Below are 25630 nucleotides of genomic sequence, written 5' to 3'. Positions count from 1 at the left end.
CAACCGGTTACCGGCCGGTCCGTGGCAACGTCCGCCTGTGCAAGTCTCACCCCTTCGGGTGATCACCGGCAGGAAGTTGCTCAGCTCGGACCGGTCAGCCCGGCGACCGCGAGGTCGATGGTCGGGAAGATCGTCGGCTCGTCACGCCCTCCCGAGGCGGTCAGCACGTCGCGCACCTGGCCGATGCCCCGGGCCACCCCGAAGCGGATGCCGGACTCCTCGAGCTCGTGGTGGAGCTGCGTGAGCATGGCGGCCGCCGTCACATCCACGCCCGGGACGCTCTCGCCGTCGAGGACGACCCGGCTGACCGGCGTACCCGCGGCGGCGCGTGCGGCGACCAGCGCGCGCACGCGGTCGCGGACGAAGTCGGCGTCGGTGAACATCAGCGGCCCTTCGACGCGTACGACGAGGGTGCCGGCGAGCGGCGCGAGGTCGGGGTGCCGCTTGCGGTCGACCCAGACCCCGGAGCCCGCGGCGAGTGGCAGCAGCTCGGCGATGTTGGGTCGCGAGGTGCGGGCGATCAGCAGCAGGAGGGAGATGCCGATGCCGATGACCAGGCCGGGCAGCGTGTCGAAGACCAGCACGCCGACCAAGGCGCCCACCGCCGCCAGGAAGTCGGCGCGGCGCGTGTAGGGCGCCACGGCGACGAGCGGTCCGGCGCCCGCGGTCCACAGCCGGCGCAGGGCGGCGAGGTCGACGAGCTCGATCACCGCGGCGATGACGATGGCGGCGAGCGACGCCTCGGGCAGCTCCTCGAAGAGGCCGGTGAGGAAGAGCAGCGTCACGACCGTGAGGGCGGCGGCGGTGAGGCCGGAGACCTGGGAGCGGGCACCGGCTCCGCCGTTGACGGCCGTCTTCGACAGGCTGCCGTTGACCACCATCCCGCCGGACAGTCCCGACCCGAGGTTGGCGGCACCGAGGCCGAGGAGCTCCCGGTCGGCGTCGACGTCGTAGCCCGCTTTCACGGCGTACGTCTTCGCCGCACCGAGGCCCTCGGCGAAGCCGACCAGCATGACGCCGACCGAGACGGCGAGCAGGTCGAGGAAGTCGTCCCGTCCGACGCCGGGCAGGCCGAAGGACGGCAGCCCGGAGTCGATGTGGCCGACGATCGCCAGGCCGTGGTCGTCGAGCCCGAGGACCCAGACCAGCAGCACGCCCCCGAGGGCGACCACGAGGGATCCCGGGACTGCGGCGAGCCAGCGCCGGAGGGCGAGCAGCACGGCCAGGCTGCCGACACCGACGGCGGTCGTGAGGGCGTCGAGGTCGGGCACGTTGCCCAGCACCGACCAGGCCTTCTCGAAGAAGCTGCCGTCGCCCTTGTCGACCCCGAGCAGCGCCGGGACCTGCCCCACGATGATCGTCAGGGCCAGGCCGATGATGAAGCCCTTCAGCACCGGCTCGGAGATGAAGGACGCCAGGAACCCCAGCCGGAACAGGCCCGCCAGGATCGCGACCAGGCCGACGGCGATCGCGAGCGCCGCCGTCAGGGCGATGTAGTCGTCGGCGTCGGCCCCGAAGTCCCCGACGGCGCCCGCCGACAGCGCAGCGGTCGCCGACATCGGCGCGACGACGAGGTGGCGCGAGCTGCCCAGCAGCGCGTAGAGGACGAGGGCGGGGACGGTGGCGTAGAGGCCGACGACGGCGGGGACGCCCGCGATCCCGGCGTACGCCAGGGACTCCGGGACCAGGACCGCCCAGACGGTGAGGCCGGCGACCACGTCCCCGCGCAGCCAGGCCGGACGGAACCCGCGGAACGACGGCGCGACGACGCCGCGCCACCCGGACGCCGACGGTCCCGTGGTCCCCGTGGTCACCCGGACCACCCAACCGCTCGCCCCATCGGCCCGCCTCGCCCGTTTTCGGTGAGGCGGGTGACGGGTGCCGAGACCTACGTTCGGACCACGGGGCCGGCGGTCCGCCCCGGTGCGCAGGGTTGGGGGTGTGGGCGACGGTGACCAGGATGCTGATCCGCGTCGACGCCGAGCTGAGCGACGAGCTCAGCGGGGCGTTTCCTCAGCTGGTCGCGCGCCGCCAGCCGGCCACCACGACGCTCACCGGCGAGGTGACCGACCAGGAAGAGCTCCAGGGAGTGCTGAACTTCTTGAGCTCACTGGGGATCGGCGTCGTCGAGGTCGTGACCATCCCCGACTGACCCGACGGCGGTGTCGTCCTTGTTGGAGATGAGCGGCCGCAGCCAGCGCAGGCTCGGGTCGACGTCGACGAGCAGCGCCTTGGCGAAGAGCGTCAGCGGGATCGCGAGCAGGGCACCCAGCGGTCCGACCACCCAGGCCCAGAAGATCAGCGAGACGAAGGACAGGGTCGTCGAGAGGCCGACCGCGTCGCCGACGACCTTCGGCTGGATCACCGTCTGGATGACCACGTTGAGGACGCAGTAGACGACGATCACCCAGATCATCATCGAGGGACCACCCTCGAGCAGCCCGAGGATAGCCGGCGGGATCAGGCCGATCACGAAGCCGATGTTGGGGATGTAGTTGGTGATGAAGGCCAGCAGGCCCCACAGCACCGGAGCCGGTACGCCGATGATCTCGAGCGCGATGGTGTCGAGGACGGCGACGATCAGGCCGAAGACGGTCGACACGGCCAGGTAGCGGCGGGTGCCGCTGGCGAACTCCGAGATCGCGTCCACGACGAGCGGACGAGCGGCGCGGGCCCGCTCGAGCTGGCGCGGGAACGTGCCGCCGTCCATGGTCATGAACAGCACCAGCGTGAGGATGAAGAAGAGGTTCGAGACCAGGCCCATCAGTGCGCCCAGCAGGTCGCCGATGAACCCGCCCAGCCGGCCGAGGTCGAAGGACGACCCGACCTTGTCGATCTGCGCCTGCGACACCCCCGCGTCGGTCAGCCACGAGGTGGCGTCATCGACGCGCTGCTGGAACTCGTCGGTGTACTCCGGCAGGAGGGTGGCGAACCGCGCGACCGACACCACGACCGCCAGCGCCAGCCCCACGACCAGCAGGTAGATGGCGAGCGTGCAGACCAGGGACGCCGCCCACGAGGGCATCCACCGGTCCAGCCACTTGCGGAGCGGGTGCGCGAGGACGGTCAGGACCAGTGCGAGGAACGCCGGCGCGAAGATGTCCGCCGACGCCTTCATGCCGCCGATCACGATGACCGTGGCGGCCCCCCCGACCAGCACGAGGACGCCGCGGGGGAGCACCGCTCGCGGCGGCGTGCTGGTGATGGACACGTCGTACTCCGTCCTCGATCGGGGAGACCGCCCGGTCGGTCCATCGTCGTGACCTGACCCCGGTCCACGGCTCACCCGTCTCGGGTGACGCTGCGCCGACGCGACGTCCCTAGGGTGCAAGCCACGAGGCACGCGCGAGCGCTGGAGGAGAGGTCGATGAGGCGAGGACCGGTGGAGGTTCTGTTCGTGGCGTTCCCCAACGACGTGGGGCTCGCCGACATGGTCTCGGTGGTGCGCCGGCCCGTGCAGGCCGGCACCATCCGGCTGATCGACTGCGTGGTCGCGCTGCGGGACGAGGACGGCGCGCTCGGGCTGCTGGATCTCGAGGACGGGCTGCCGGCGGCGCTCGCCGGCCTCGACATCGACGAGAACGACCTGCTCAGCGACGCCGACCTCGAGGTGCTCACCGACTCGCTCGGCGACGACCAGCAGGGCCTGGCCCTCGTCTACGAGGAGGTCTGGGCCCGCGAGGCGGTCAACGAGCTCGAGGCGCTGGGCGCGGAGATCGCGCTCTTCGGCCGGATCACCCCCGAGGACGTCGAGGCAGCGTTCGCTGCGCAGGAGGTCCGGTCATGATGCGTCGGATGGGACGGCCCGGACTGATCGGCACGATGGCCCGTACGGCGGTCATCGCCGGCACGGCGACCGCGACCTCGAACGCCGTGAGCCGTCGCCAGCAGGCCCGCGCGCAGCAGCAGGCCGACGCGGCGGCGTACCAGGAGGAGCAGCAGTACGCCCCGCCGCCGCAGCAGCCGGTTGCCGCTCCGGCCGGGGACGACCTCGTCGCGAAGATCCAGGAGCTCGCGCAGCTGCACCAGCAGGGCGTCCTGACCGACGCGGAGTTCGCGGCGGCCAAGCAGCGGCTGCTCACCTGAGCGCGCGGCCCCCGTGTCGGACTTCCTGTCGTCGGTCCCTGCCCTGGTCAGTGCCGCCCTCGTGGTGGCCAACATCGCGATCGTGGTGTGCGCGCTCATCGTGCTGCCCGGCGGCCGTCGGCCGCAGACCGCGATGGCGTGGCTGCTCCTGATCCTCGCGATCCCGTTCCTGGGGTTCCTGCTCTTCCTCCTGTTCGGGCGCACGTCCGTCGGTCGGAAGCGGCGCGCCCAGCAGGCCGAGGTCAACGCGGCGATCATGGCGGCCGCGCACCTCGAGGACATCGAGGACCACGAGCGCCGGCTCGAGCTGCCGCCGCTCGTCCAGAGCTTCGCCCGGCTCAACCGCCAGCTCGGGGTGCTCCCGCTGAGCTTCGGCAACACCGTCGAGCTGATCGAGGACTACCAGGGCGGCATCGAGGCGATGGCGCGCGAGGTCGCCGCCGCCCACGACTACGTGCACGTGCAGTTCTACATCTCGGCGTGGGACGAGATGACCGCACCGTTCTTCGACGAGCTGGTGCGCGCGGTGGAGCGCGGCGTCGACGTCCGGTTCCTCTTCGACCACATCGGCTCTCGGGGGATCCCCGTCTACCAGGACATGCTGGCCAAGCTCGAGGGGACCGGGATCCAGTGGGCGCCGATGCTGCCGATCAAGCCGCTCAAGGGAGAGGTACGCCGGCCCGACCTGCGCAACCACCGCAAGATCCTGGTCGTCGACGGCCGGGTGGCGTTCAGCGGTTCGCAGAACCTGATCGAGCCCCACTACGACAAGCCGAAGAACCAGAAGCTCGGCCGCGCCTGGGTCGAGCTGATGGCCCGGGTGGAGGGCCCGGTGGTGCAGGAGCTCAACGTCGTCTTCGCCACCGACTGGTTCACCGAGACCGGGCAGAGCCTCCAGCACCTCGTCGCCGAGGTGCCACCGGCGCCGTCGGAGCGGCCGGGCGCGCTGACGGGGGTCGGCGTGCAGGTCGTGCCGAGCGGTCCCGGCTTCGCCACCGAGAACAACCTGCGGCTCTTCAACGCGATGCTCTACTCGGCGGAGCGACGGCTGTCGCTGACCAGTCCCTACTTCGTGCCGGACGACTCCCTGCTGTACGCCGTGACCACGGCGGCCCAGCGCGGCGTCGAGGTCGAGCTCTTCGTGGGCGCGACCGCCGACCAGTTCATGGTCGCCCACGCCCAGCGCTCCTACTACGAGGCGCTGCTCCGGGCGGGGGTGCGGATCTGGCTCTACCCGGAGCCGTACGTGCTCCACGCCAAGCACTTCTCGGTCGACGACACCGTCGCGGTCATCGGGTCCAGCAACATGGACATGCGCTCGTTCGCCCTCAACTACGAGGTCGTGATGATGATGACCGGCGCCGAGGTCGTCGCCCGCCTCGCGGAGGTGCAGGACCACTACCGGGCGCTGTCGACCGAGCTCACCCTCGACGCGTGGGTCCGGAGGAGCCGCAAGGACACCTACCTCGACAACCTGATGCGCCTGACCGCCACGCTCCAGTAGCCGTCGGCGATACTGACGCCCATGGGAGAGACCCGGTGAAGCGTCGTACCCGGTACGTCCTCGTCCTCGTGGTGGCCGCGTTCCTCGTCAACCTGCCGCTGCTGCACAGCAGCTGGACCGACCGCAAGGTCGATCGCTCCGGCGTGGACGTGTACGCGACGGTCGTCGACCACCGGACCGTGGGCGGGCAGCACCTGGTGAGCTTCACGTTCCCGCGCTCGATCGACCCGGACCAGCGCACCTGGCAGGCCGACGTCGACGCGACGACGTACGACCGCGCGGTCGACAGCGGCGAGCTCGACGTACGCGTGGTCCGCGACACCCCGTCGGCCTACCGTGCGGACGGGCAGGTCGCCAGCAACGCGCTGCTCGTGATGACGCTGGTCGCCGACGTGGTGCTCGTGCTCGCGGCGCTGCTGCTATGGCGTCTCGGCGGCCGCCGCCGGCCGCAGCTGCGCGCGATCGCGGTGGAGGACGTGGAACGCTGTGCGCCGGGGAGCGCGCTGGACCGGATCGAGGGCGAGACCTTCCTGATCCGCGGCGAGGTGCTGTCCCTCGAACCGGGACAGGTCGTCCTGCAGCTGTCCGACCGCTCGGTGCTCGTCTACCTCGACGGGCACCACAACGCCGTCGGCCACCAGCAGCCCGCCCAGGTCCGAGCCCGGCTCGTCTGAGACGACCGGCGCGCGCCGGGAGAGTCCGGAGACCAGGACGGCGACCATCAGGGTGGGCGCCAGGAGGATGAAGGTCATCAGGGCGACCATGACCTCCGATTGGATCGACATGCTCGGACGGTTACCTGCGCGGGCCGTCGCGAAACGTGGTCTGGCCCACCAGTCGGATGCCGCGCTCCCGGGAGCGCCCCTTGGGTCAGGCTGAGAGGCATGACGACCCTCCACGACTTCACGGCCACGGGCATCGACGGGACCGAGGTCGACCTCTCGGCGTACGACGGGGAGGTGGTGCTGGTGGTCAACACCGCCTCGCAGTGCGGACTGACCCCGCAGTACCAGGGCCTCCAGCAGCTCCAGGACGAGTACGCCGAGCGCGGGTTCACCGTGCTCGGCTTCCCGTGCGACCAGTTCGGTCACCAGGAGCCCGGCGACGAGACCGAGATCCAGGGCTTCTGCGAGCGCAACTTCGGGGTCACCTTCCCGATGTTCTCGAAGATCGACGTCAACGGCGACGACGCCCACCCGCTCTTCCGGTGGCTCCGGTCCGAGAAGGGTGGCGTGCTCGGCGACCGGGTGAAGTGGAACTTCACCAAGTTCCTGGTCGGCCGGGACGGCCGGGTGATCGCCCGCTACGCGCCGACGACGAAGCCCGAGAAGCTCGCGAGCGACCTGGAGAAGACGCTCGGCTCCTGAACCCGCGAGCCCTCACCCGAACCGGTACCCATGCACCCGCCCGCTGCGGATCGCCCGGTGGAACCGGTGCTTGACCTTGATCCCGAGCTCCACCCGGGCACCCGACCGCACGTGGTAGGCCCGGGTGCCGATCACGACCCGCTTGGAGCCATGGCCCGGGGTCCTGACCCTGGCGGTGAGCTGCAGGGTGCCGGCGCACGAGGCGGCGGCGGCCGCACACGTGACGGTCACCGTCGCGCGCTTGCCCTTCGCGCCGATCTCCAGGGTGCGCGACATCGCGCTCGCGTGGGCCACCGACCCGGCGGAGCCGGCGCTGACCGTGAGGGTCGACGTCGCGGTGGCCGAGTTGTTCGACAGGTCCGGGTCGTACGTCGAGGACGCCACGGTCGCCGTGTTGACCAGCGTGAAGTCCTCGTCGAGCGCCGGCCCGGTGGTGATCGACAGGCACTCCAGGTCGAGCACCACGTCGACCGCGTGACCGGTCGTGTTGAGCAGCCGGAAGTCCCGGTTGATGGGCTGCGGCTCGTTGCCGAGCAAGACGACGCCGGCCGGCAGGTCGTACGTCGCGACGATGCCCTTCGAGCCGTCCGGGCAGGTCACCCGCTGGACGCTCTCGCCGTCCGGCACGGAGACCGTGCGCACGACGTGCTGGAAGGTGAGCTCGTGCTGGTGGCCCGACGGAGCTGCGCCGAGGGTCTTCGTGCCGAGCTCGCGCAGGCTCAGCGTCGCCCGCGCCGAGGTCAGGGCCTCGACGGTGAACCTCCACCCGCCGGCGACCGGCTCCGACCCGACCAGCCGGGCGTTGCCCGACTGCAGCTCGATGCCGGGAGCGACGGCGCGGTGGTCGGCGCTCACCGGGATGGTGAAGCTGTGCCGGCCGGCCGCGATCACGCCGGTGTCGAGGGTCTTCGCGGCGCCGACGTCCAGGCCGTGGCTGTGGCCCTCGGTGACCTCGGTGTCGTGGGGCAGGCAGGTGCCGAAGACCTTGACCTGGGCCTGGCCGGTGGTCCCGTTGGTGAGGGAGAACCGGTACCCGTTGGCGGTCAGTGTGCTGGCCCGGCCCACGACCACGTCGGTCGGCGACCCGGTGCCCTGGTCGACGTGCATGATCTCCGCGGCGCCGTCGCTCATGTAGCCGCTGCCGGCGCACGCGAGGTCGACGGTCGACGACTGCCCGGCCGGGAGCGTGACGACCTGCTCCACCTTCGCCACCGTCAGCTGGTGCGCGTGCGGGTCGGTCGTCTGGTTGGCTGGCGGCAGGCCGTTGGCGGTCGCCTTCACCGTGATCACCCGGGTCGCGCCCGAGGGGACGGTCCCGAGGTTGCAGGTGACCGTGGGGCTGGCGAAGGTGCAGCTCCCCGAGGCCGGCGTCGCCGACTGGAAGGTCGCCTTGGCCGGGATCGGGTCGGTCACGACCACGTTGGCCGCCGGTGACAGGCCGTGGTTGGTGACCGTCAGCGTCCAGGTGATGACGTCGGACCCGTGGTACGACGCGTGGTCGGCCGTCTTGGTGATCTCGACGTCGGCGTACGGGATGACGTTGAGGTCGACCGAGTCGCTCGGGCCGTGGTAGGTCCGCTCGCGGGTGGTGCGGTCGGCGAACCCGTAGAAGGTGTCGACGGTCGCGGTGTTGTGCACCGTCGTGCTCGGCGGCACGACACCGGCCGGCGCGACGGCCGCGGTGTACGTGAGGGTGACCGAGCCGCCGGGCGCGATCGGCCCGGGGACCGTCCACGCCAGGTCGGGGTCGCCGGCCGTCCAACCGTCGGTGACGAGGCCCGCTCCGGTGACGGGCACGACGTCGACCAGCTTGCCGTCCGGCTGGTCGGTGACCAGCACGTCGTACGCCGGCCAGGTGCCCGTGTTGGTGACCGTGACCGTGTAGGTCAGGGCCTGGCCGGGCTTGACGGTCGCACCGTCACCGACGCTGACGGACTTGTCGATCGCGAGCCGCGGCTCCTTGACGTGGTTGACCACGGGGGTGGACGTGACCTGGTCGTCGAAGCCCGACGGGACCGTCGTCGGGTCGGTGGTGACCACGTCGTGCCGGTTCGAGGAGACCGAGGCGGCGTTGGACAGCGTGTCGCCGTCCTTCACCTTCGTCGAGGTCCCGCGGTAGGTGTCGCGGACGTGGCCCGTGAGCACCAGGTCGTAGACCCGCGGCTGGCTCGTCGCGGCGAGGTCGCCGAGGTACCACGCGGCGACGGTGCTGCTGGCCGTGCCGCCGGCGAGCGGCAGCGTGGCGATCGCCGGGTCGCCGCCCGGGCACCCGCTGGTGCAGGTGACGGCGCCGTACGTGTCGACGTCGTACCCGGACGGCACGGCGTCGGCGACGGTGGCGTCGTACACCTTGACGTGGGCGGGGACGGTCACGGCGAGGTGCCAGGTGACACCGCTGCCGATCGTGACGGGGTCCGGGGTGACGGTCTTCGTGATCGTCGGCAGGGCGACCGTGACGGCGTCGGTGGCGTGCGCCTGGTAGTCGCCCGGGTTGGTGCTGGACGCGGAGGTGCGCTCACCGGCCACCGTGCCGGGCAGGCTCGAGGTCGTGCCGTCCGCGACGTTGGTGTACGTCGTGCCGGCGACCGGCGCGGACTCGAGCCTGACCCGGTAGGGGAGGGCCACGCTCGTGCCCGCGTCGATCCCGGCGAGGGCGGGCGTGGTCGTGCTCGTCCAGGTGATGGTGCGCGAGGTCGCGTCCCACGTGCCGCCGCCCGGCGACCAGACGGTGGCACCGTCGGCGATCGGGGTCCCGCTGCCGTCGACCGGCTCGGTGCCGGCCGGGACGACGTCGGTGACGACGACGTCGTGCGCTGCGGAGAAGCTCGTCCCGCTCGCGCTGCTCGCGGTGACGGTGAAGTCGAGCACCTGACCCCCGACGACCGTGCCGCTCGGCGTGTGGGACTTCGCGAGCACGAGCTTCGGCTCGACGATCGTGGTGCTTACCGAGCCGGAACGGGTGTGGTTGGCACCGTCCTGGTCCGTGTAGCCCAGGGTCGCCGTGTTGCCGAGCGAGGTGCCCCGGGTGTTGGCGGCGACGTCGAGCACCGTCGCCTGGAAGGTCATCACCAGGACGCCGTCGGCGACGGTCCGCTGGTAGGTGGACGGCAGCGTGGCGACGACGGTGTTCGCCGGCGACTCGGTGACGCCGCCGAACGGGGCTCCGTCGAGCGTGCACCCGTTGACGCAGAGGCTGCCGGGCACCAGCGTCTGCCGGACGCCGAGCGGGTCCTTCACGGTGGCGCCGTAGACCGTGGTGCCCTTCGGGATGGTGGTCGTGACCGTGTAGGTCACGACCTCGCCGATGGTCGCCTGGCTGGCGTTGTTGCCCGCCTCGTCGACCGAGGTCGTGCGGGTCTTGACCACGCCGGCGCTCGGCGTGCGGATGTCCTCGGTCGCCTCGGCGGCCGGCATGTTCGCCGTGGGGAGGGTCGGGTCCTTCACCGTCGTGTTCGCCGGGACCAGCTGGTACGTCGAGCCGCTGTTGGTCGTGTAGCCGTACTCGACGACGCCGACGTGGTTGGTGTAGGTCACGGCCGGGCTGACACCGACGGGCACCGTGAGCGTGTAGGTGAGGTTCTTGGTGGCGCCCGCGGCGACGTCCACACCGGTCCAGGTGATCCTGCCGGAGGCACAGGCGCCGCCGTCGGAGACCGCACTGATGGCGGAGCAGCCGATGCCGGTCGGCAGCACGTCCCAGATCCGCGCGTCCTCGGCGGGAGCCGCGCCGGTGTTCGGCACGCCGACGGTGTAGTGGACCGCCTGGCCGGCCTCGACGGTGTCGTCGTCGGCGGTCTTGGTGACGCCGAGCTCGGGGAGCTTCACCTTGAAGTCGACCTTGTCGCGGAGCGTGAAGGCCTTGCCCGCGGTGTTCTCGTACGAGAACTTCTGCAGGTTGCCCTCGACGTCGCCGGAGTGGTGGCCGAGCGGCGAGCCGACCTGGGTCTTGATGGTGACCTCGAAGACCTGGCCGCCGGTGTCGACGTCCGTCCCGCCCCCGCCGATCGGCCAGCGCAGCCGGCCCGCCTCGGAGGTGTCGATGGCGCCGACGGTCACCGAGTTGTGGCCGGTGCCGGGGACGGGCTGCCAGCTGCCCGCGACGTAGTCGATGCCCGCCGGTAGCACGTCGAAGACGTCCTGGCTGTGGGTGTCGAGGTTCTGCGGGAAGACCAGCTTGAGGTCCCAGCAGACGAAGTCGCCGGGGCCGAACTCCGGCAGGGTCTCGCCGTAGGTCGCGTCGTTGCAGTCGCCGCTCGAGGGGTACGTCGACCCCACCGTCTTGTCGATGACCGGGCCGGAGGCCGCCTTGCCGGAGCCGGACACGTCGGTGTCGGGCTCGCCGTCGGCCTCCGTCGCCCAGATCTTCGTGCCCGGGCCGGTGCAGCTCGGGTCGGCCGGGGCGCACCGGATGAAGTCGTTGCCGTACGTCGAGATGCTGTTGGTGACCGCGTCGTTCGAGAGCACCGGCGAGGCGCTCTCGAAGCCCTGCTGGTAGTCCGCGCGGGTCCGGGTCCAGAAGGTGATCTGTCGCGTGGCGCTCGGCGCGAGGTGGGTCAGCGCCGGGACGGTGGAGAAGTCCCACGTGATCGTGAAGGTGCCGTCGGCGTTCTCGACCACGGAGGTGTACGGCGTGGAGGGCTCGCGGCCCGCGGCGCCGTCGCACTCGGAGTCGTCGGCCGAGTTGCCGGTCGTCAGGTTGGTGCCCGCGCCGTCGAGCGGGCAGAGCCCGTCGGGCACGGTGTCCTGGATGACGACGTCGTCGACGTAGCGGTACTCCGAGGCTTGGAGGTCGATCGTCCACCGGGTGTAGTCGCCCTGCTCGAGGCCACCGTTGTCGTTGGACTTCTGGATCGCGAGGTCCTCGGCGGTGCGCAGCAGGGTGCCCTCGTCCTGCACCGACCGCGCCGGCTTGCCGGGCGCCTGGTAGCTGCCGTGCGCCAGCGCGCCGTTGAGCAGCGGCTGCTCGTCGTACGTCTCGTCGCCAGAGTTGTTGTCGAGGTTCGAGGTCTGGGCGCCGGTGGTCGCCGGGGTGGCGCCGGGCCAGGCCATGGTGTTCTCGCGGATCGGGATCGCGGCGGCGTACGTCAGCCGGGTGACCTGGCCGGGCGCGAAGTCGCCGACGAGGTTCCACCTCACGTGGGTGTAGACGTCGCTCGGCAGCGGGCCGGTGCCGTCGGGGTCGGCGGAGATCGTCTCGACGAGGTCGGGGGCGGTGCACTTCTCGGCGGCCGTCGGGTGGGTGACCACGATCGGGCCGGCGCCGGGGTACTCCTCGGCGCTGCCGGCGTTGGTCGACGCGGCCGTGGTGTGGTCGGGCGTCGCGGCGCAGCCGAGGAACTCGAGGCCGGCGGGAAGGTAGTCCTCGACCCAGACGCCGTTGGTCGGGTTCACGTCGTTGTTGGTGACCGTGAGCGTGTAGACGGTCTGGTGGTCGTGCACGCCCCGCGGGATCTCGCCCTCGGGGTGCGGCTCGGACTTGCGGATCTGGATCGCGGTGAGGTCGGTGGTCGTGCTCAGGTCGGCGGAGCCGGTGTAGGTCCCGGCGCCGGGACCGACCGGCTGGCCGGACCCGTTGAAGTCGGTCTCGTCGCGCGGCTGGGTGGAGATGTAGGCGCCGGACGTGATGGCGAGCTGGTCGCCGACGTCGTACCGCGGGGTGCCGGCGGAGCCGGTGTCGTCGTAGTCGACGTCGAAGGACAGGGTGTGCCCCGAGCTGGCGACCAGGTCGTCGACGTTGGGCCAGATCAGGGTGGTCCTGCCGCTGGTGGGCTTGTCGGCGAGGACGGTGGGCTCGCCGTCGGTGCCGGCCGAGCCGCCGACGTACCTCGTCCCGGCGGGCAGCACGACCCGGTAGGCGAGGTTGTAGCCCTTGGGCGCTCCCGACGGCAGCGACGCGGTGAGCGCGACCGGGACGGTGCGCCCGTAGAGCACGGACGCGGCCGGACCGCCGGTCAGCTGGAGGTCGGGCGTCCCCGCGGCGTACGCCGGGGCCGTGCTGACGAGTGCCGCGACGACGGTCAGCATGCCGGTCACCAGACCCATCACGGTGGTGTGGACCGCCAACGGACGGAGGCGCGCGCGCCTCAGAGAACCCCGCATCGGGATTGCCCCCCTGCTCAGCACCGCCCGATCGGTGGTACCTCGCTGGTGCCCCCCTTTGCCCGAACACGGCCCAGCCTTACCAGTTTGCCGGGTGCCGCCGTGATAGGTGCGGGATTCAACCATTTGCGGACGGACTGGTCTGGTCAGCCGACCAGACCAGTCCGTCCGCGCGGGGTGGTCAGATCCGCACCGACTCCTCGTCGTCGAGCTCGGCGAGGTCCTCCTCGAGCGGGCGCCCGATGAGGTGGGCGCGCTGGAGCTTCTCGCCCTCGACGTCGACGTTCGGCAGGATCCGGTCGAGCCACTTCGGCAGCCACCAGGCCTTCTCACCGAGCATGTAGAGCAGCGCCGGGATCAGCACCATCCGCACGATGAAGGCGTCGAACACGACGGCCGCGGCCAGGGCGAAGCCCATCGACTTGGCGATCGCGTCGTCCTGCAGCATGAACGCGGCGAACACCGCGGTCATGATCGTCGCCGCCGCGGTGACGACGCGGGCGCTGTTGCGGAAGCCGTCGACGACGGCCTCGCGGGTCGACATGCCGTGGACGTGGGCCTCGCGCATCCGCGACACCAGGAAGACCTGGTAGTCCATCGCGAGCCCGAAGACCACGCCGATCAGGAAGATCGGCATGAAGCTGACGATCGGCTGGCCCTGCATCAGGCCGAAGGTGCCCTCCTGGAAGATCAGCACCGTGGCGCCCAACGTGGCGAGCACGCTGAACAGGAAGCCGAGCGTCGCCGTGAGCGGCACGAGGATCGAGCGGAAGACGATCATCAGCAGCAGGAACGCCAGCCCGATGACGATCGCGAGGTAGATCGGCAGCGCGCTGCTGAGCCGCTCGGACACGTCGGTCTGGATCGCGGTCTGGCCGGTGATCCCGATGTCGGTGCCGGTCGAGGACTGGATGCCGTCCTGGCCGTCCCGCAGGGCCTTGAGCAGGTCCTCGGTCGCGGTGTCGTCGGGTCCGGAGGACGGGGTGATCTGCACGAGTGCGCCCGTCGCCGGCGTGGTGACGTTGCCGTCCTTGTCGAGCTCCGCGTTGGTGGCGACCACCTGCGCGTTGGCCACGTCGTCCTGACCGGCCGCCCAGGCGGCGACGTCCTGGAACGCGGTGTCCCGGGCGTCGGCGTCGCTGATGTCGCGACCGTCGACGACGGCGAGGAGCGGGCCCTCGCGGCCGGGACCGAAGGCCTCGGACATCAGGTCGGACGCCTTGCGCTGCGTGGTGTCGGTCGACGCGGTGCTGTCGGTCGGGAAGGCGAGGTGCAGGTCCTTGAGCGGGATCGCGAGGGCGCCGAGGACGACGACCACCAGCAGGGCGAGCGCCACCGGGCGCTTGCTCACGAACCGGGCCCAGCGCACGCCGTTGTTGAGCACCCGGCCGTCCTCGTCGCGCTCCGGCTGGTAGCGGCGGAAGCTGCCGCCGAAGGCCTTGGACTTGAGCACGCCAAGGATCGCCGGCAGCAGGGTCAGTGCCACGAGGACCGCGATCAGCACGGTCGCCGCAGCCGCGAGGCCCATGGCGGTGAGGAACGGGATGCCGACGACCGAGAGCGCCGAGAGCGCGATCAGCACGGTCAGCCCGGCGAAGACGACGGCGGACCCCGCCGTACCGACGGCGATGCCGACCGCTTCCTCGCGGTTGTCGGTGTGGTGCAGCTCGGTGCGGTAGCGCGCCAGGATGAAGAGCGTGTAGTCGATGCCGACCGCGAGCCCGATCATCGTCGCGAGGATCGTGGTGCTGGAGCTGACGTCCATGAAGGCGGTCAGCGCGGTGATGCCGGTGAGGCCGACCCCGAGGCCGAAGACGGCGCTGAGGATCGGGAGGCCGGCCGCGACGAACGAGCCGAAGGTCAGCAGCAGGACCATCAGCGCGATGCCGATGCCGATGAGCTCGGAGGCGCCGCCGCCGATCTCCTGGGTCTGCGAGCCGGAGCCGTTGGCCTCGACCGTGAGGCCGGCGTCGCGGCCCTGGTCCATGACCTTGGTCAGGTCGTCGATCGTGGTGGCCTTGACGTCGGCGACCGTGTCGACGTCGAACGTGAAGCTGGTGGTGCCGACGCGACCGTCGGCGGACAGGGGTGAGAGGGCGTCGGCGTTGGCCTGCGCGTCCGACGGCGGCGTACCGCTCTGCTCGGCGGCGTCGAGGATCTGCTGCGTCTGCGTCTTGGCCGCCTCGACCGGGTTGGCGACGGGTGCGTCCTTCGGCATCTGCGGCAGTCCGGCGAGCCCGGTGACCAGCTTGTCGACGGCCTTGGAGTACGACGGCTCGTCGAGCGTGTGGCCCTTCGGGGCCGCGATGACGACGGTGACCGAGGCCTCGTCGAGTGCGTCGGCGGAGCCCGGGAACAGCTCGGACTGGAGGTCCGCGGCCTTCTCGGACGGGATGCCCGGGATGGTGAACGCGTCGCTCATGGGCTTGGAGAAGCCGGCGGCGACGGTGATGACTGCGATGAGCAGCACCAGCCAGCCGGCGATGAAGAACGGCCAGCGCCGGTAGGCGGTCTTGCCGAGACGGTGGAGCAGGGTGGCCATGGGTGTCGGCTTCCTGTGGTGGGTGGGTGGTGGTCAGGCGAAGAGGGTGCGGGCGGAGATGAGCTGGATCTCGAACAGCTCGACCAACGGGCGGTCGGAGGTGTCCTCGACCAGCTCGACGAGCGCGGTGTCGAACAGGGCGAGCAGCATGCGGAGCAGCAGACGTGCCCGGGAGGGAGGGAAGTCGGCGCCCTCGCGCTCGAGCACCAGGGTGGCGAACTCCTCGACGACCGACTCGAACCGCTCGTGGGCGGCGGCCAGCAGGCGCGGGTTGGAGTTGAGCACCCGGCGGCCGAGCGCGATGGACTCCCGGTCGGTGCGCTTGGCCTCGAGCGTGATCCGGGCCAGCTCGGCGACGTCGTCGACCAGGTTGCCGTGCGGACCGCCCGCCACGAACGTCGCCAGGACGTCCTCCGGGATCTCGGGGTGCTCGCCCAGGATGGCGTCGGTCTTGCTCGGGAAGTAGTTGAAGAGGGTGCGCCGCGAGACCTCGGCGGCGTCGGCGAGCTCGTCCATCGTGAAGCCGTCGATGCCGTGGGCGTCGGTGAGCCGCTGCGCGCACAGCGTGATGCGGTGGGTGGTGTCCCACCGCTTCTGCTCGCGAAGACTGATTGCACTCTCGGTCATGAAGTGCATTCTTGCACTTTTAATCAAGAAGTGCAAAAATGTGTCGACCGTCACACCGAGGTGCGGGCCTGATGCCTGGTATCGCGGCGCCGACTTGCCGGTAACCGACGGGCGGGAGGAAGGTCGGGGCATGGCCGCCACCACCTCGTCGTACTCGATCACCATGCGCCTGCACACGGCCCCCGACCACGGCATCGTCGGCGCGGTGGCGACCGCGATCGCGCAGGCCGGCGGCATCGTCACCGCGATCGACGTCGCGGAGTCGAGCCACGAGCGGCTGGTCGTCGACGTGACCTGCTCGGCCAGCGACGCCGACCACGCGAAGCTGCTCGAGGCCGCGGTCGACGCGGTCGACGGGGTGAAGGTCTACAAGACCAGCGACCGGACCTTCCTGCTGCACCTCGGCGGCAAGATCGAGGTCGCGTCCAAGGTCCCGCTCCGCAACCGCGACGACCTGTCGATGGCCTACACGCCCGGCGTCGGGCGGGTCAGCATGGCGATCCACGAGCACCCCGAGGACGTCTGGCGGCTGACGACCAAGGGCAACACGGTCGCCGTCGTCACCGACGGGTCCGCTGTGCTCGGCCTCGGCAATATCGGTCCCGGCGCGGCGATGCCGGTGATGGAGGGCAAGGCCGCGCTCTTCAAGCGGTTCGCCAACATCGACGCCTGGCCGATCTGCCTGGACACCCAGGACACCGACGAGATCGTGCGCGCGGTCGAGCTGATCGCTCCCGGCTTCGGCGGAATCAACCTCGAGGACATCGCGGCCCCGCGCTGCTTCGAGATCGAGCGCCGGCTGCGCGAGTCCCTCGACATCCCGGTCTTCCACGACGACCAGCACGGGACCGCCATCGTCGTGCTGGCGGCGCTCACCAACGCGCTGCGCGTGGTGAAGAAGTCGCTCGACTCGGTGCGGGTCGTGGTCTCGGGCGGCGGCGCAGCGGGCACCGCGATCGTCACGCTCCTGCTCGCGGCCGGCGTCACCGACGTCGTCGTCGTCGACCGCGCCGGTGCGCTCTGTGCCGAGGACGAGTCGCTCTCGCCGGTGCACCGCGAGCTGGCCGCCGTCACCAACCCGCGCCGGGTCACCGGCGACCTGCACGCCGTGCTCGTCGGCGCCGACGTCTTCATCGGGGTCAGCGCCCCCGGGGTGCTGAAGGCGGAGTGGATCCAGGAGATGGCGACCGACGCGGTCGTCTTCGCGCTCGCCAACCCCGACCCGGAGGTCGACCCGGCCGAGGCGGACAAGTACGCCGCGGTCGTGGCGAGCGGCCGGTCGGACTACCCCAACCAGATCAACAACGTGCTGGCCTTCCCCGGCGTCTTCCGGGGCCTGCTCGACGCGCGGGCCTCCCAGGTCACCATCGACATGCTGCTGCGCTCCGCCGAGGCGATCGCGCACGTGGTGAAGGACGACGAGCTCAACCCGAGCTTCATCATCCCCTCGGTCTTCCACCCCGACGTGCCGAAGGCGGTGGCTGCCGCGATCCGCGGCGACGCCTAGGTCGGACTAGCTGCCGCCCTCTGAGGCGTAGAGCGCGGCGCCGACGACGCCGGCCCTGTTGCGCAGCTGCGCGGGGATGATCTCGGTGCTGATGTCGAGCAGCGGCAGGAACTGGTCGGACTCCTTGCTCACGCCGCCGCCCACCACGAACAGGTCCGGGGAGAAGAGCATCTCGAGGGTGCGGTAGTACTTCGTGAGCCGCTTGGCCCAGTGCTCCCACGACAGATCCTCGCGGGTGCGGGCGCTGTTGGCCGCGCGCGACTCGGCGTCGTGGCCGTCGATCTCGAGGTGGCCGAGCTCGGAGCTGGGCACCAGGACGCCGTTGTGGACGAGCGCCGAGCCGATGCCCGTGCCGAGGGTCGTGACGATGACCAGGCCCGACCGGCCCTTGGCGGCGCCGTACCGCACCTCCGCGAGGCCCGCCGCGTCGGCGTCGTTGACGACGTGGACGTCCCGGCCGGTCGCCTCGGTGAAGAGCTTGTCCGCGTCCGTGCCGATCCAGCCCTTGTCGATGTTGGCGGCGGAGTGCACGACCCCGTGGCGTACGACGCCCGGCACGGTCACCCCGACCGCGCCGGTGCAGTCCGGGAACTTGCCGAGCAGGTCGACGAAGATCTCCGCGATCGCCTCGGGCGTCGACTTCTCGGGCGTCCGGATCCGCTCGCGGTCGGCGGCGAAGTCGCCGGTCTCCAGGTCCACGGGGGCGCCCTTGATGCCGGTGCCGCCGAAGTCGATGCCGAAGGGTTGTGCGCTGGCCATGGGACCAACCTACGGCCCGCAACCTGTCTCTACACTCACGGCATGGCCGGCCAGGAGACCCGCATGCTGCTGCTGGGTGCGGTCGCGCTGTTCGAGCCGGTCAACGGCTACCAGATCCGGCGCGAGCTGCTGTCCTGGCAGGTCGACCGGTGGGCGCACACCAACCCCGGCTCGATCTACCACGGCCTGACCAGCCTGACGGGGCAGGGACACCTGCGCCGGCACGACCTCGTGGACGGCGGCCGCGAGGTCGCGGTCTACGAGCTGACGGACGAGGGACGGGCCGAGCTCGAGCGGATGCTGGTCCAGGCGCTCGAGACGGTGAACCTCTACGAGACCAGCGCCTTCCACGTCGCGTTCTCGATGCTGCCGCTGCTCGAGCACCAGCAGGTCGTCCGCTCCCTCACCGCCCGTCGCGTCGAGCTGGAGCGCACGGTCGCCGACCTGGCCGCCGGCAAGCCCGGCGACCTGCCGCCGCACGCGCGGCGCAGCGTCCTGCTCTGGCTCGACCTCGCGGTGGCCGAGCTGGCCTGGTTGCGCGAGACCGTCGAGGAGATCAAGCGAGGCGAGCTCGACGCCGCGTGGGAACCGCCCGCGGACGACCCGGGCTGGCAGATGAACGCCGACCGGGACAAGTACCGGGCGCTGCTGGACCGGTGAGCGTCAGCTCTTCTTGGCGGCGGCCTTCTTGGCCGGGGCCCGCTTGCGGGCCGGCCGCTTGGGCCTGACGCGCACCCGCGGCTGCCCGCCGTCCGGGTGGTCCAGGTCCAGGTAGTCCTGCTTGCCGACGAGCACGCTGAGGCGGGAGAAGCCGTAGTGCCGCGGGTCGAACGACGCGTGGGCCTTGCCCAGGTAGGTCCCGACCGCCCCGAGCGGCGACCAGCCGTCCTCCTGCGACGTGCTGCGGACGGCGGCCTCGAGGATCGTGCGCAGGTCGGGGAGCGAGTCGCCCTCGGCCTCGGCGTCCTGCTCCGGCCCCTGGCCCTCGTCTTGGTCGTCGTCCCGGTCGCGGAGCACCTCCAGGAAGATGAACTTGTCGCACGCCGCCTGCAGCGACGCGGGGGTCTTGCGCTGCCCGAGCCCGTAGACGGTCTTGCCGGACTCACGCAGCCGCGTGGCGAGCCGGGTGAAGTCGCTGTCGCTGGACACCAGGGCGAAGGCGTCGAGGTTGGCGGAGTAGAGCAGGTCCATCGCGTCGATGATCAGCGCGGAGTCCGTGGAGTTCTTCCCGACGGTGTTGGCGAACTGCTGGATCGGCTGGATCGCGTGCCGCGCCAGCTCGCCCTTCCAGCCGGCGAGCTGCGGGGTCGTCCAGTCGCCGTACGCCCGCTTGACGGTGGGGATGCCGTAGCGGGCCAGCTCGGCGAGCAGGGCCGACGAGTGGGAGGAGGAGACGTTGTCGGCGTCGATGAGCACGGCGAGGCGGACGGTCGGGGACTCGGTCACGCCCCACTCCTACCACCCCGGGCGGTAATCCGGATGCTCCGCGCCGGACGAAGTGTCACGCTCGACGGGTGCCCACCGACCTGCCCCGGGCCCGCCAGCTGGAGGGCCTGCGCACCGCGATGGTCGCGCTCGTGCGGTACGCCGACCGGGCCGGCCAGGACGCGCCGGTCCCGACGTGTCCGGGGTGGACCGTGCGCGATCTCGTCCTGCACCAGGGCGAGGCGCACCGCTCGACCGCCGCGATGCTGCGTGGGGAGCGGGCGGCGGAGCAGCACGACCCGGTCGCCGGCGACCCCCTCGAGTGGCTGCGCGACGGGGCGATCGAGCTGGTCGAGGCGCTGACGCGCGCGCCGCAGGAGTTCTGGATGCGGCGGGCCTGCCACCAGACGACGCTGCACGCGGTGGACGCGCTGGCCGCGGTCTTCGGCCGGCCGCCCGACCCGGCCGAGACCTGGATCGAGACCGACCTCGCCGTCGACGGGATCGACGAGCTGCTGACCGGCTTCGCGACCCGGCCGACCTCCCGGCTGCGCAGCGACCAGGAGTCGGTGCTGGTGGTCGCCCCCGGCGACGTGCCCGACTGGTGGCTCGTCCGGATCGGTCCACGGCCCGCGGTGGCGACGCGGGGCTCCGGACCCCGGCCCGACCTCCCGGTCTGCGACTGGGAGCTCGACGGGCCGGCGGTCGCGCTCTACCTCGCGCTGTGGGACCGGTCGTCGCGACCGATGAGCTGGGACCGTCCCCCCGGTCCACCTGGTGCCGGCTTGACGCCTGCTGTTCACTGTTGAACACTCTGTTCAAGTTTGAACACTCACCACCTCCGGGAGACCACATGATCACCGCACGGGGACTCGTGCAGACGTTCCACACGGGACGCGGCAAGAGCGCCAAGGAGGTCCGCGCCGTCGACGGCGTCGACCTCGACGTCGAGGAGGGCGAGGTCGTCGGCTTCCTCGGCCCCAACGGCGCGGGCAAGACCACGACGCTGCGGATGCTGACGACGCTGCTGCGGCCGACCGCCGGCACCGCCACCGTCGCCGGCTACGACGTCGTCACGCAGTCCGTGCAGGTGCGCCGGAGCATCGGCTACGTCTCGCAGGTCGGGTCGACCTTCTCCGGTGCGTACGCCGGGGACGAGGTCGTCGACCACGGCATGCTCTACGGGATGTCGCGGGCGGACGCCGTACGACGGGGCAACGAGCTCTTCGAGCAGCTGCAGCTGGACGGCCTCTGGAAGCGGATGCCGAAGAACATGTCCGGCGGGCAGAAGCGCCGCCTGGACGTGGTGATGGGGCTGATCCACGACCCGTCGCTGGTCTTCCTCGACGAGCCGACGACCGGCCTGGACCCGCAGGCGCGGGCGAACCTGTGGGACCACATCGAGGGCCTGCGGTCGCGGCTGGGTGCGACCGTCTTCCTGACGACGCACTACCTCGACGAGGCCGATGCGCTCGCCGACCGGATCCTGATCATCGACCAGGGGACGATCGTCGCCTCGGACACCCCGGACAACCTCAAGGCCCAGGTGTCCGGCGACCTCGTCGACCTCGAAGTGGCGACCCCCGACCAGGTCACCCGAGCCGCCGAGCGGCTCGGCTCGATCGCCGACGGCGTCGAGACCGACGGCCGGCACGTGCGGGGCCGGGTGCAGCGCGCGGGCCGCGTCGTACCCGGTCTGCTCCGTGACCTCGGGGCGGCCGGTGTCGAGCTGGACTCGATCGAGGTGCTCCGGCCGACGCTGGACGACGTGTTCCTGACCCTGACCGGCCGCTCGCTGCGCGACGCCGAGGCCGGCGACTCCACCACCCCCGAGGAGGTCTCGGCATGACGTTCCTGCGCGAGAGCAACATCGTCTTCCGGCGCCAGATCCGGATGAACCTGCGCAACCCCGCGTGGGTGCTGATCGGGATCATGCAGCCGGTGCTCTACCTGGTGCTGTTCGGCCCACTCCTCAAGCCGCTGGTGTCGTCCTTCGACACCGGCACCGACAACGCGTACACCTTCCTGGTGCCGGGCCTGCTGGTCCAGCTCGGCATGTTCGGTGCGTTCTTCGCCGGCTTCGGACTCATCGGCGAGTGGCGTGAGGGCGTCATCGAGGCCGAGCGCGTGACGCCGGCCAACCGCTCCGCCCTGCTGGTCGGCCGGCTGATGCGCGACGTCAGCCAGCTCTTCGTGCAGGCGGTGATCCTGGTCGCGCTCGGCTACGCCATGGGCATGCGGGGGGACGCGGCCGGCATCGTGCTGGGCGTCGTCATCACCCTGGTCATCGGCGGCGCCTGCGCGGCGGCGTCCAACGCGCTGGCGCTCACGACCAAGAGCGAGGACGTGATGGCGCCGGTCATCAACATCGTGATGATGCCGGTCCTCCTGCTCAGCGGGATCCTGCTGCCGATGACGCTGGGCCCCGCCTGGCTCCAGCGGATCAGCGACTTCATGCCCTTCAAGTGGATCGTCGACGCCGTCCGCGACGGGTTCGCCGGCGACCTCGGCTCGTCCGCCGTCCTGTGGGGATCGGTCTGGGCCGTGGTGCTCGCGGTGCTCGGCACCTGGTGGGGCACGGCGACCTTCCGCCGCGAGAACGCCTGACTTTACATCCCGGTGCCTCTTGTCAACCTGGTTGACATTTCGTACGTTGTTGTCAACCACCGACAGGAGGCACCTCGGATGTCCACCATCGCCAACAGCACCGTCTCTGCCGGCTCGACCGCCGGCTGGAGGGACCGGAAGCGCTACCTCTGGCTGATCGGCCTCGTCGTACCGTCCCTGGCGTTCATCGGCTACGGCATGTGGTCGCTCACCGGCTGGGGCGTCTGGTTCTGGATCGGCCCGGTCGTGATCCTGGTCGTCGTACCGGTCATCGACCTGGTCGCCGGGCTCGACCGCTCCAACCCGCCCGACGACGTGATCGAGGCGCTGGAGCAGGACCGCTACTACCGGTGGATCACCTACCTCTTCCTGCCGATCCAGTACGTCGGGTTCGTCGGCGCGATGTGGCTGATCGCCGGTGGTGCCGATCTCGCCGTCATCGACAAGGTCGGCCTCGCCGTGTCGATCGGCTGCATCGGCGGGATCGGCATCAACACCGCGCACGAGCTCGGCCACAAGCGCGAGGAGAACGAGCGCTGGCTCTCCAAGATCGCGCTGGCGCAGAGCTTCTACGGCCACTTCTACATCGAGCACAACCGCGGTCACCACGTCCGCGTCGCGACGCCCGAGGACCCGGCGTCGTCGCGGATGGGCGAGAACTTCTACCAGTTCTGGCCGCGCACCGTCCTCGGTTCGCTGCGGTCGGCCTGGCGGATCGAGAAACGGCGCTACGCCCGCAAGCAGCAGCACCCGTTCCGGATCGGCAACGACGTGCTCAACGCCTGGCTGATGTCGCTCGTGCTCTGGGGCGCGCTGGTCGCCTGGCTCGGCGTCGGGATCCTGCCGTACCTCGTCATCCAGGCGGTCGTCGGCTTCTCGCTGCTCGAGGTCGTCAACTACATGGAGCACTACGGGATGCTGCGCCAGAAGGTCGGCGTCGGCGAGCGCGAGCGCTACGAGCGGGTCGACCCCACGCACTCGTGGAACTCCAACAACATCGCGACCAACGTGCTGCTCTACCACCTGCAGCGGCACAGCGACCACCACGCCAACCCGACCCGGCGCTACCAGTCCCTGCGCGACTTCGAGGAGTCGCCGGTGCTGCCGACCGGGTACGCCGGGATGATCGTGCTCGCGATCGTCCCCGCCGTCTGGCGGCGGGTGATGGACCCGCGCGTGCTCGCGCACGTCGACGGTGACCTGTCGAAGGCCAACCTGTCGCCACGCAAGCGGGACCGGATCCTCGCGAGGTACCCCGTGCCGGTGGTCGAGGAGGTGGCGCAGCAACAGTCTCGAAACCCCGGGGCGGTCGCGACGGAGGACGAGGTGCTGGCGGCGCGCTGCCCCGGCTGCGGCTACACCTACCGGGTCGAGCAGGGCGACGAGCACGAGGGCTTCGCGGCGGGCACGGCGTGGGCGGACGTGCCGGACACCTGGTGCTGCCCGGACTGCGGCGTACGCGACAAGGTCGACTTCGTGCCGCTGACGGAGTCGTTCCTAGGATGATGCCCATGACCGTGGCCCCGTCGACCCGCGAGCGCATCGTCGAGGCGGCGGTGGCGATGACGACCGAGTCCGGGTGGTCCGGCGTGACCATGGGCTCGGTCGCCGACCGGGTGGGCGTGAGCCGGCAGACGGTCTACAACGAGGTCGGCTCCAAGGAGGGGCTCGCCGAGGCGGTCATCCTCCGGGAGCTGGCCCGCTTCCTCGAGGTCGTGTCCGTCGCCTTCGACCGGCACCCCGACGACCTGGTGGACGCGATCCGCGCCGCGACGTACGGCGTCCTCGAGCTGGCCCGGGACAACAAGCTGCTCCACGCCGTGGTCTCCGCGACGCACGGCGCCGACACCGAGCTGCTGCCGCTGTTGACGACCCACGCGGAGTCGCTGCTGACGGTCGCCAAGCAGGTGGTGACCGAGCGCGTCACGCCGTACGACGTCGGCCTGGACGGCCCGCACCTCGACGTCGCCATCGACGTGGTCGTGCGGGTCGTGCTCAGCCACGTCATGCAGCCCACCGGCCGCCCGGCCGAGACAGCCGACGGCATCGCCTGGCTGGCCGGCCGGGCGCTTCGGGGCTAGCTCCTCAGGCACTTCCTCAACTCCTGGGGCAGTGCAGAGACCCAGAACCTCAGGGATACCCGGTTAACCGGGTATCCCTGACCACTCCGCCGACAAGCGACGGGATCCCCGGTCGACCGGGGATTCATGCAGCCCGGCGCACCCGCGCCAGCTCGACGGCCTCGCGGAAGGCGCGGGCGACGTACGGCGGGACCTGGAGCCCGCGCTTGTGCGCCCAGAGGAGATCGCGCTCGACCCGGGAGATCTGGCCGGCGAAGCTCTCGACGTCGCGGTCGATCCGCAGCGTCGCGAGCATGTCGCCGAAGTCGGCGGTCTGGCGGGCGTCGTTGGCGCCGACCGGCGCGAAGGACACGCTCCGCATGTGGCGCACCATCCACTTCTGCCAGGCCGCGAGCTGCGACCAGAGACCGCGCGCGGAGAGCTGGTAGAAGGCGTAGTGGCCGGGCTCCTGCCGCTTGATCGGGGTGAAGACGGTCCGGGCGATCGCGGTCTCGCCCATCTCGAGGACCCCGTCGTGGAGCAGGTTGTAGGCGAGCACCGCCGAGCGCTCGGTGGCCATGCCGGTCAGGTAGTAGAGCATCCGGCAGACGTCCTGGAAAGCGTCGAGGTGCGCGAGCGCGCCGAGGATCCGCATCTTCACGCCGAGCGACGTCAGGTCGGGCTCGGCGGGCGGGCGGCCGAGCTGGACCTGGAGCTCGTCGAGGATCTGGCCGTGCCGGATCTCCTGCGGCTGCCACACCTCGGTGTAGAAGCGCCGGTCGATCTCGGGCGGGTCGGGCAGCAGGGTGGTCAGCTCGAGCACGTTGCGGTCGACCTCGAGCTCGACGCGCGCCATGTAGTCGAGGACGTGCCCGAAGCGTGCGTTGAAGACGTCGGGACGGCGTACGGAGTAGTCCACGGTCGCCAGGTCGATCGGGGGATGCTCGAGCCCGAGCCGGTCGACATGGTCGGCCAGCCGCGTCTCGTTCAGCGACACCAGCGTCATTGCAGAATCCTAGGGGGAGGTAAGGGCCACCTTCATCGGGG

Annotated in this window: 21 protein-coding genes; 13 read left to right on the top strand and 8 right to left on the bottom strand. The window is 71.0% G+C overall.

Features of this window, described 5'->3' with window-relative positions:
* Positions 1–80: 80 nt before the first annotated feature.
* Positions 81–1814, bottom strand: coding sequence for a SulP family inorganic anion transporter (locus ABEA34_RS11565; RefSeq protein WP_345521411.1), 1734 nt, complete (start codon positions 1812–1814; stop codon positions 81–83).
* Positions 1815–1960: 146 nt separating this feature from the next.
* On the opposite strand from ABEA34_RS11565, the gene ABEA34_RS11560 reads away from it, so the two are divergent.
* Positions 1961–2152 (top strand): hypothetical protein, encoded by a 192-nt coding sequence (locus ABEA34_RS11560; RefSeq protein WP_345521410.1) that lies wholly within the window; start codon positions 1961–1963, stop codon positions 2150–2152.
* Here the strand turns inward: ABEA34_RS11560 and ABEA34_RS11555 are convergent.
* Positions 2108–3211, bottom strand: coding sequence for an AI-2E family transporter (locus ABEA34_RS11555; protein ID WP_345521409.1), 1104 nt, complete (start codon positions 3209–3211; stop codon positions 2108–2110). The two genes, ABEA34_RS11560 and ABEA34_RS11555, sit on opposite strands and share 45 nt — an antisense overlap.
* A 156-nt stretch (positions 3212–3367) precedes the next feature.
* Between ABEA34_RS11555 and ABEA34_RS11550 the strand changes: the two genes are divergently transcribed.
* The 5 genes from ABEA34_RS11550 (at position 3368) to ABEA34_RS11530 (ending at position 6957) form a co-directional block, all read left to right on the top strand.
* Positions 3368–3787 (top strand): hypothetical protein, encoded by a 420-nt coding sequence (locus tag ABEA34_RS11550; protein ID WP_345521408.1) that lies wholly within the window; start codon positions 3368–3370, stop codon positions 3785–3787.
* 8 nt (positions 3788–3795) lie between these two features.
* The gene (locus ABEA34_RS11545) at positions 3796–4086 is read left to right on the top strand and encodes an SHOCT domain-containing protein (protein WP_345521407.1); all 291 of its coding nucleotides are present in this window, start codon (positions 3796–3798) and stop codon (positions 4084–4086) included.
* 13 nt (positions 4087–4099) lie between these two features.
* Positions 4100–5590, top strand: a complete 1491-nt coding sequence (gene cls / locus ABEA34_RS11540; RefSeq protein WP_345521406.1) for a cardiolipin synthase — start codon at positions 4100–4102, stop codon at positions 5588–5590.
* A 35-nt stretch (positions 5591–5625) separates the two neighbouring features.
* Entirely contained in the window at positions 5626–6264 is a 639-nt protein-coding gene (locus tag ABEA34_RS11535) for a hypothetical protein (protein ID WP_345521405.1), read from the top strand.
* Between the two features lie 210 nt (positions 6265–6474).
* Positions 6475–6957 carry a glutathione peroxidase gene (locus tag ABEA34_RS11530; protein ID WP_345521404.1) on the top strand — a complete coding sequence of 161 codons (483 nt, stop codon included), beginning with the start codon at positions 6475–6477 and terminating at the stop codon, positions 6955–6957.
* Between the two features lie 12 nt (positions 6958–6969).
* Here ABEA34_RS11530 and ABEA34_RS11525 read toward each other — a convergent pair whose 3' ends face one another.
* The 3 genes from ABEA34_RS11525 to ABEA34_RS11515 all read right to left on the bottom strand — a co-directional run bounded on the left by ABEA34_RS11525 (position 6970) and on the right by ABEA34_RS11515 (position 16225).
* On the bottom strand, positions 6970–12999 hold the full coding sequence (locus tag ABEA34_RS11525) for an isopeptide-forming domain-containing fimbrial protein (protein ID WP_345521403.1): 6030 nt from the start codon (positions 12997–12999) through the stop codon (positions 6970–6972).
* Positions 13000–13237: 238 nt separating this feature from the next.
* A complete protein-coding gene (locus ABEA34_RS11520; RefSeq protein WP_345521402.1) occupies positions 13238–15598 on the bottom strand; it encodes an MMPL family transporter in 2361 nt (786 codons plus the stop codon).
* Between the two features lie 33 nt (positions 15599–15631).
* Entirely contained in the window at positions 15632–16225 is a 594-nt protein-coding gene (locus ABEA34_RS11515) for a TetR/AcrR family transcriptional regulator (RefSeq protein ID WP_345521401.1), read from the bottom strand.
* A 130-nt stretch (positions 16226–16355) separates the two neighbouring features.
* Between ABEA34_RS11515 and ABEA34_RS11510 the strand changes: the two genes are divergently transcribed.
* Positions 16356–17732, top strand: a complete 1377-nt coding sequence (locus ABEA34_RS11510) for an NAD-dependent malic enzyme (protein ID WP_345521400.1) — start codon at positions 16356–16358, stop codon at positions 17730–17732.
* Between the two features lie 6 nt (positions 17733–17738).
* Here the strand turns inward: ABEA34_RS11510 and ppgK are convergent, their stop codons facing one another.
* On the bottom strand, positions 17739–18491 hold the full coding sequence (gene ppgK, locus ABEA34_RS11505; protein ID WP_345521399.1) for a polyphosphate--glucose phosphotransferase: 753 nt from the start codon (positions 18489–18491) through the stop codon (positions 17739–17741).
* Between the two features lie 42 nt (positions 18492–18533).
* Between ppgK and ABEA34_RS11500 the strand changes: the two genes are divergently transcribed.
* Positions 18534–19151 (top strand): PadR family transcriptional regulator, encoded by a 618-nt coding sequence (locus ABEA34_RS11500; protein WP_345521398.1) that lies wholly within the window; start codon positions 18534–18536, stop codon positions 19149–19151.
* 3 nt (positions 19152–19154) lie between these two features.
* Here the strand turns inward: ABEA34_RS11500 and ABEA34_RS11495 are convergent, their stop codons facing one another.
* Complete coding sequence (locus ABEA34_RS11495) at positions 19155–19937, bottom strand: NYN domain-containing protein (RefSeq protein WP_345521397.1); 783 nt, start codon at positions 19935–19937, stop codon at positions 19155–19157.
* A 68-nt stretch (positions 19938–20005) separates the two neighbouring features.
* On the opposite strand from ABEA34_RS11495, the gene ABEA34_RS11490 reads away from it, so the two are divergent.
* From ABEA34_RS11490 to ABEA34_RS11470, 5 genes are all read left to right on the top strand, one after another.
* Complete coding sequence (locus ABEA34_RS11490; RefSeq protein WP_345521396.1) at positions 20006–20725, top strand: maleylpyruvate isomerase N-terminal domain-containing protein; 720 nt, start codon at positions 20006–20008, stop codon at positions 20723–20725.
* Positions 20726–20769: 44 nt separating this feature from the next.
* Positions 20770–21765: an ATP-binding cassette domain-containing protein gene (locus ABEA34_RS11485; protein WP_345521395.1), complete on the top strand. Its 996-nt coding sequence runs from the start codon at positions 20770–20772 to the stop codon at positions 21763–21765.
* Positions 21762–22523 carry an ABC transporter permease gene (locus ABEA34_RS11480; protein ID WP_345521394.1) on the top strand — a complete coding sequence of 254 codons (762 nt, stop codon included), beginning with the start codon at positions 21762–21764 and terminating at the stop codon, positions 22521–22523. The genes ABEA34_RS11485 and ABEA34_RS11480 overlap by 4 nt, the downstream gene beginning before the upstream one ends.
* A 78-nt stretch (positions 22524–22601) precedes the next feature.
* Positions 22602–24029 carry a fatty acid desaturase gene (locus ABEA34_RS11475; RefSeq protein ID WP_345521393.1) on the top strand — a complete coding sequence of 476 codons (1428 nt, stop codon included), beginning with the start codon at positions 22602–22604 and terminating at the stop codon, positions 24027–24029.
* Between the two features lie 5 nt (positions 24030–24034).
* Entirely contained in the window at positions 24035–24604 is a 570-nt protein-coding gene (locus tag ABEA34_RS11470) for a TetR/AcrR family transcriptional regulator (RefSeq protein WP_345521392.1), read from the top strand.
* 124 nt (positions 24605–24728) lie between these two features.
* Here ABEA34_RS11470 and ABEA34_RS11465 read toward each other — a convergent pair whose 3' ends face one another.
* Positions 24729–25589: a GTP-binding protein LepA gene (locus ABEA34_RS11465; protein ID WP_345521391.1), complete on the bottom strand. Its 861-nt coding sequence runs from the start codon at positions 25587–25589 to the stop codon at positions 24729–24731.
* Between the last annotated feature and the right edge of the window lie 41 nt (positions 25590–25630).

Origin of the sequence: Nocardioides conyzicola (assembly GCF_039543825.1) — a bacterium.
In the GTDB taxonomy this organism is placed as follows: Bacteria; Actinomycetota; Actinomycetes; order Propionibacteriales; family Nocardioidaceae; genus Nocardioides; species Nocardioides conyzicola.
This window is presented reverse-complemented; position numbering and strand designations above follow the sequence as displayed.

Coding starts and splice junctions, on each gene's coding strand:
- ABEA34_RS11560 (WP_345521410.1), top strand. CDS start 1,961: ATGCTGATCCGCGTCGACGCCGAGCTGAGCGACGAGCTCAGCGGGGCG.
- ABEA34_RS11550 (WP_345521408.1), top strand. CDS start 3,368: ATGAGGCGAGGACCGGTGGAGGTTCTGTTCGTGGCGTTCCCCAACGAC.
- ABEA34_RS11545 (WP_345521407.1), top strand. CDS start 3,796: ATGGGACGGCCCGGACTGATCGGCACGATGGCCCGTACGGCGGTCATC.
- ABEA34_RS11530 (WP_345521404.1), top strand. CDS start 6,475: ATGACGACCCTCCACGACTTCACGGCCACGGGCATCGACGGGACCGAG.
- ABEA34_RS11525 (WP_345521403.1), bottom strand. CDS start 12,999: ATGGGTCTGGTGACCGGCATGCTGACCGTCGTCGCGGCACTCGTCAGC.
- ABEA34_RS11520 (WP_345521402.1), bottom strand. CDS start 15,598: ATGGCCACCCTGCTCCACCGTCTCGGCAAGACCGCCTACCGGCGCTGG.
- ABEA34_RS11515 (WP_345521401.1), bottom strand. CDS start 16,225: ATGACCGAGAGTGCAATCAGTCTTCGCGAGCAGAAGCGGTGGGACACC.
- ABEA34_RS11510 (WP_345521400.1), top strand. CDS start 16,356: ATGGCCGCCACCACCTCGTCGTACTCGATCACCATGCGCCTGCACACG.
- ppgK (WP_345521399.1), bottom strand. CDS start 18,491: ATGGCCAGCGCACAACCCTTCGGCATCGACTTCGGCGGCACCGGCATC.
- ABEA34_RS11500 (WP_345521398.1), top strand. CDS start 18,534: ATGGCCGGCCAGGAGACCCGCATGCTGCTGCTGGGTGCGGTCGCGCTG.
- ABEA34_RS11485 (WP_345521395.1), top strand. CDS start 20,770: ATGATCACCGCACGGGGACTCGTGCAGACGTTCCACACGGGACGCGGC.
- ABEA34_RS11480 (WP_345521394.1), top strand. CDS start 21,762: ATGACGTTCCTGCGCGAGAGCAACATCGTCTTCCGGCGCCAGATCCGG.
- ABEA34_RS11475 (WP_345521393.1), top strand. CDS start 22,602: ATGTCCACCATCGCCAACAGCACCGTCTCTGCCGGCTCGACCGCCGGC.
- ABEA34_RS11470 (WP_345521392.1), top strand. CDS start 24,035: ATGACCGTGGCCCCGTCGACCCGCGAGCGCATCGTCGAGGCGGCGGTG.
- ABEA34_RS11465 (WP_345521391.1), bottom strand. CDS start 25,589: ATGACGCTGGTGTCGCTGAACGAGACGCGGCTGGCCGACCATGTCGAC.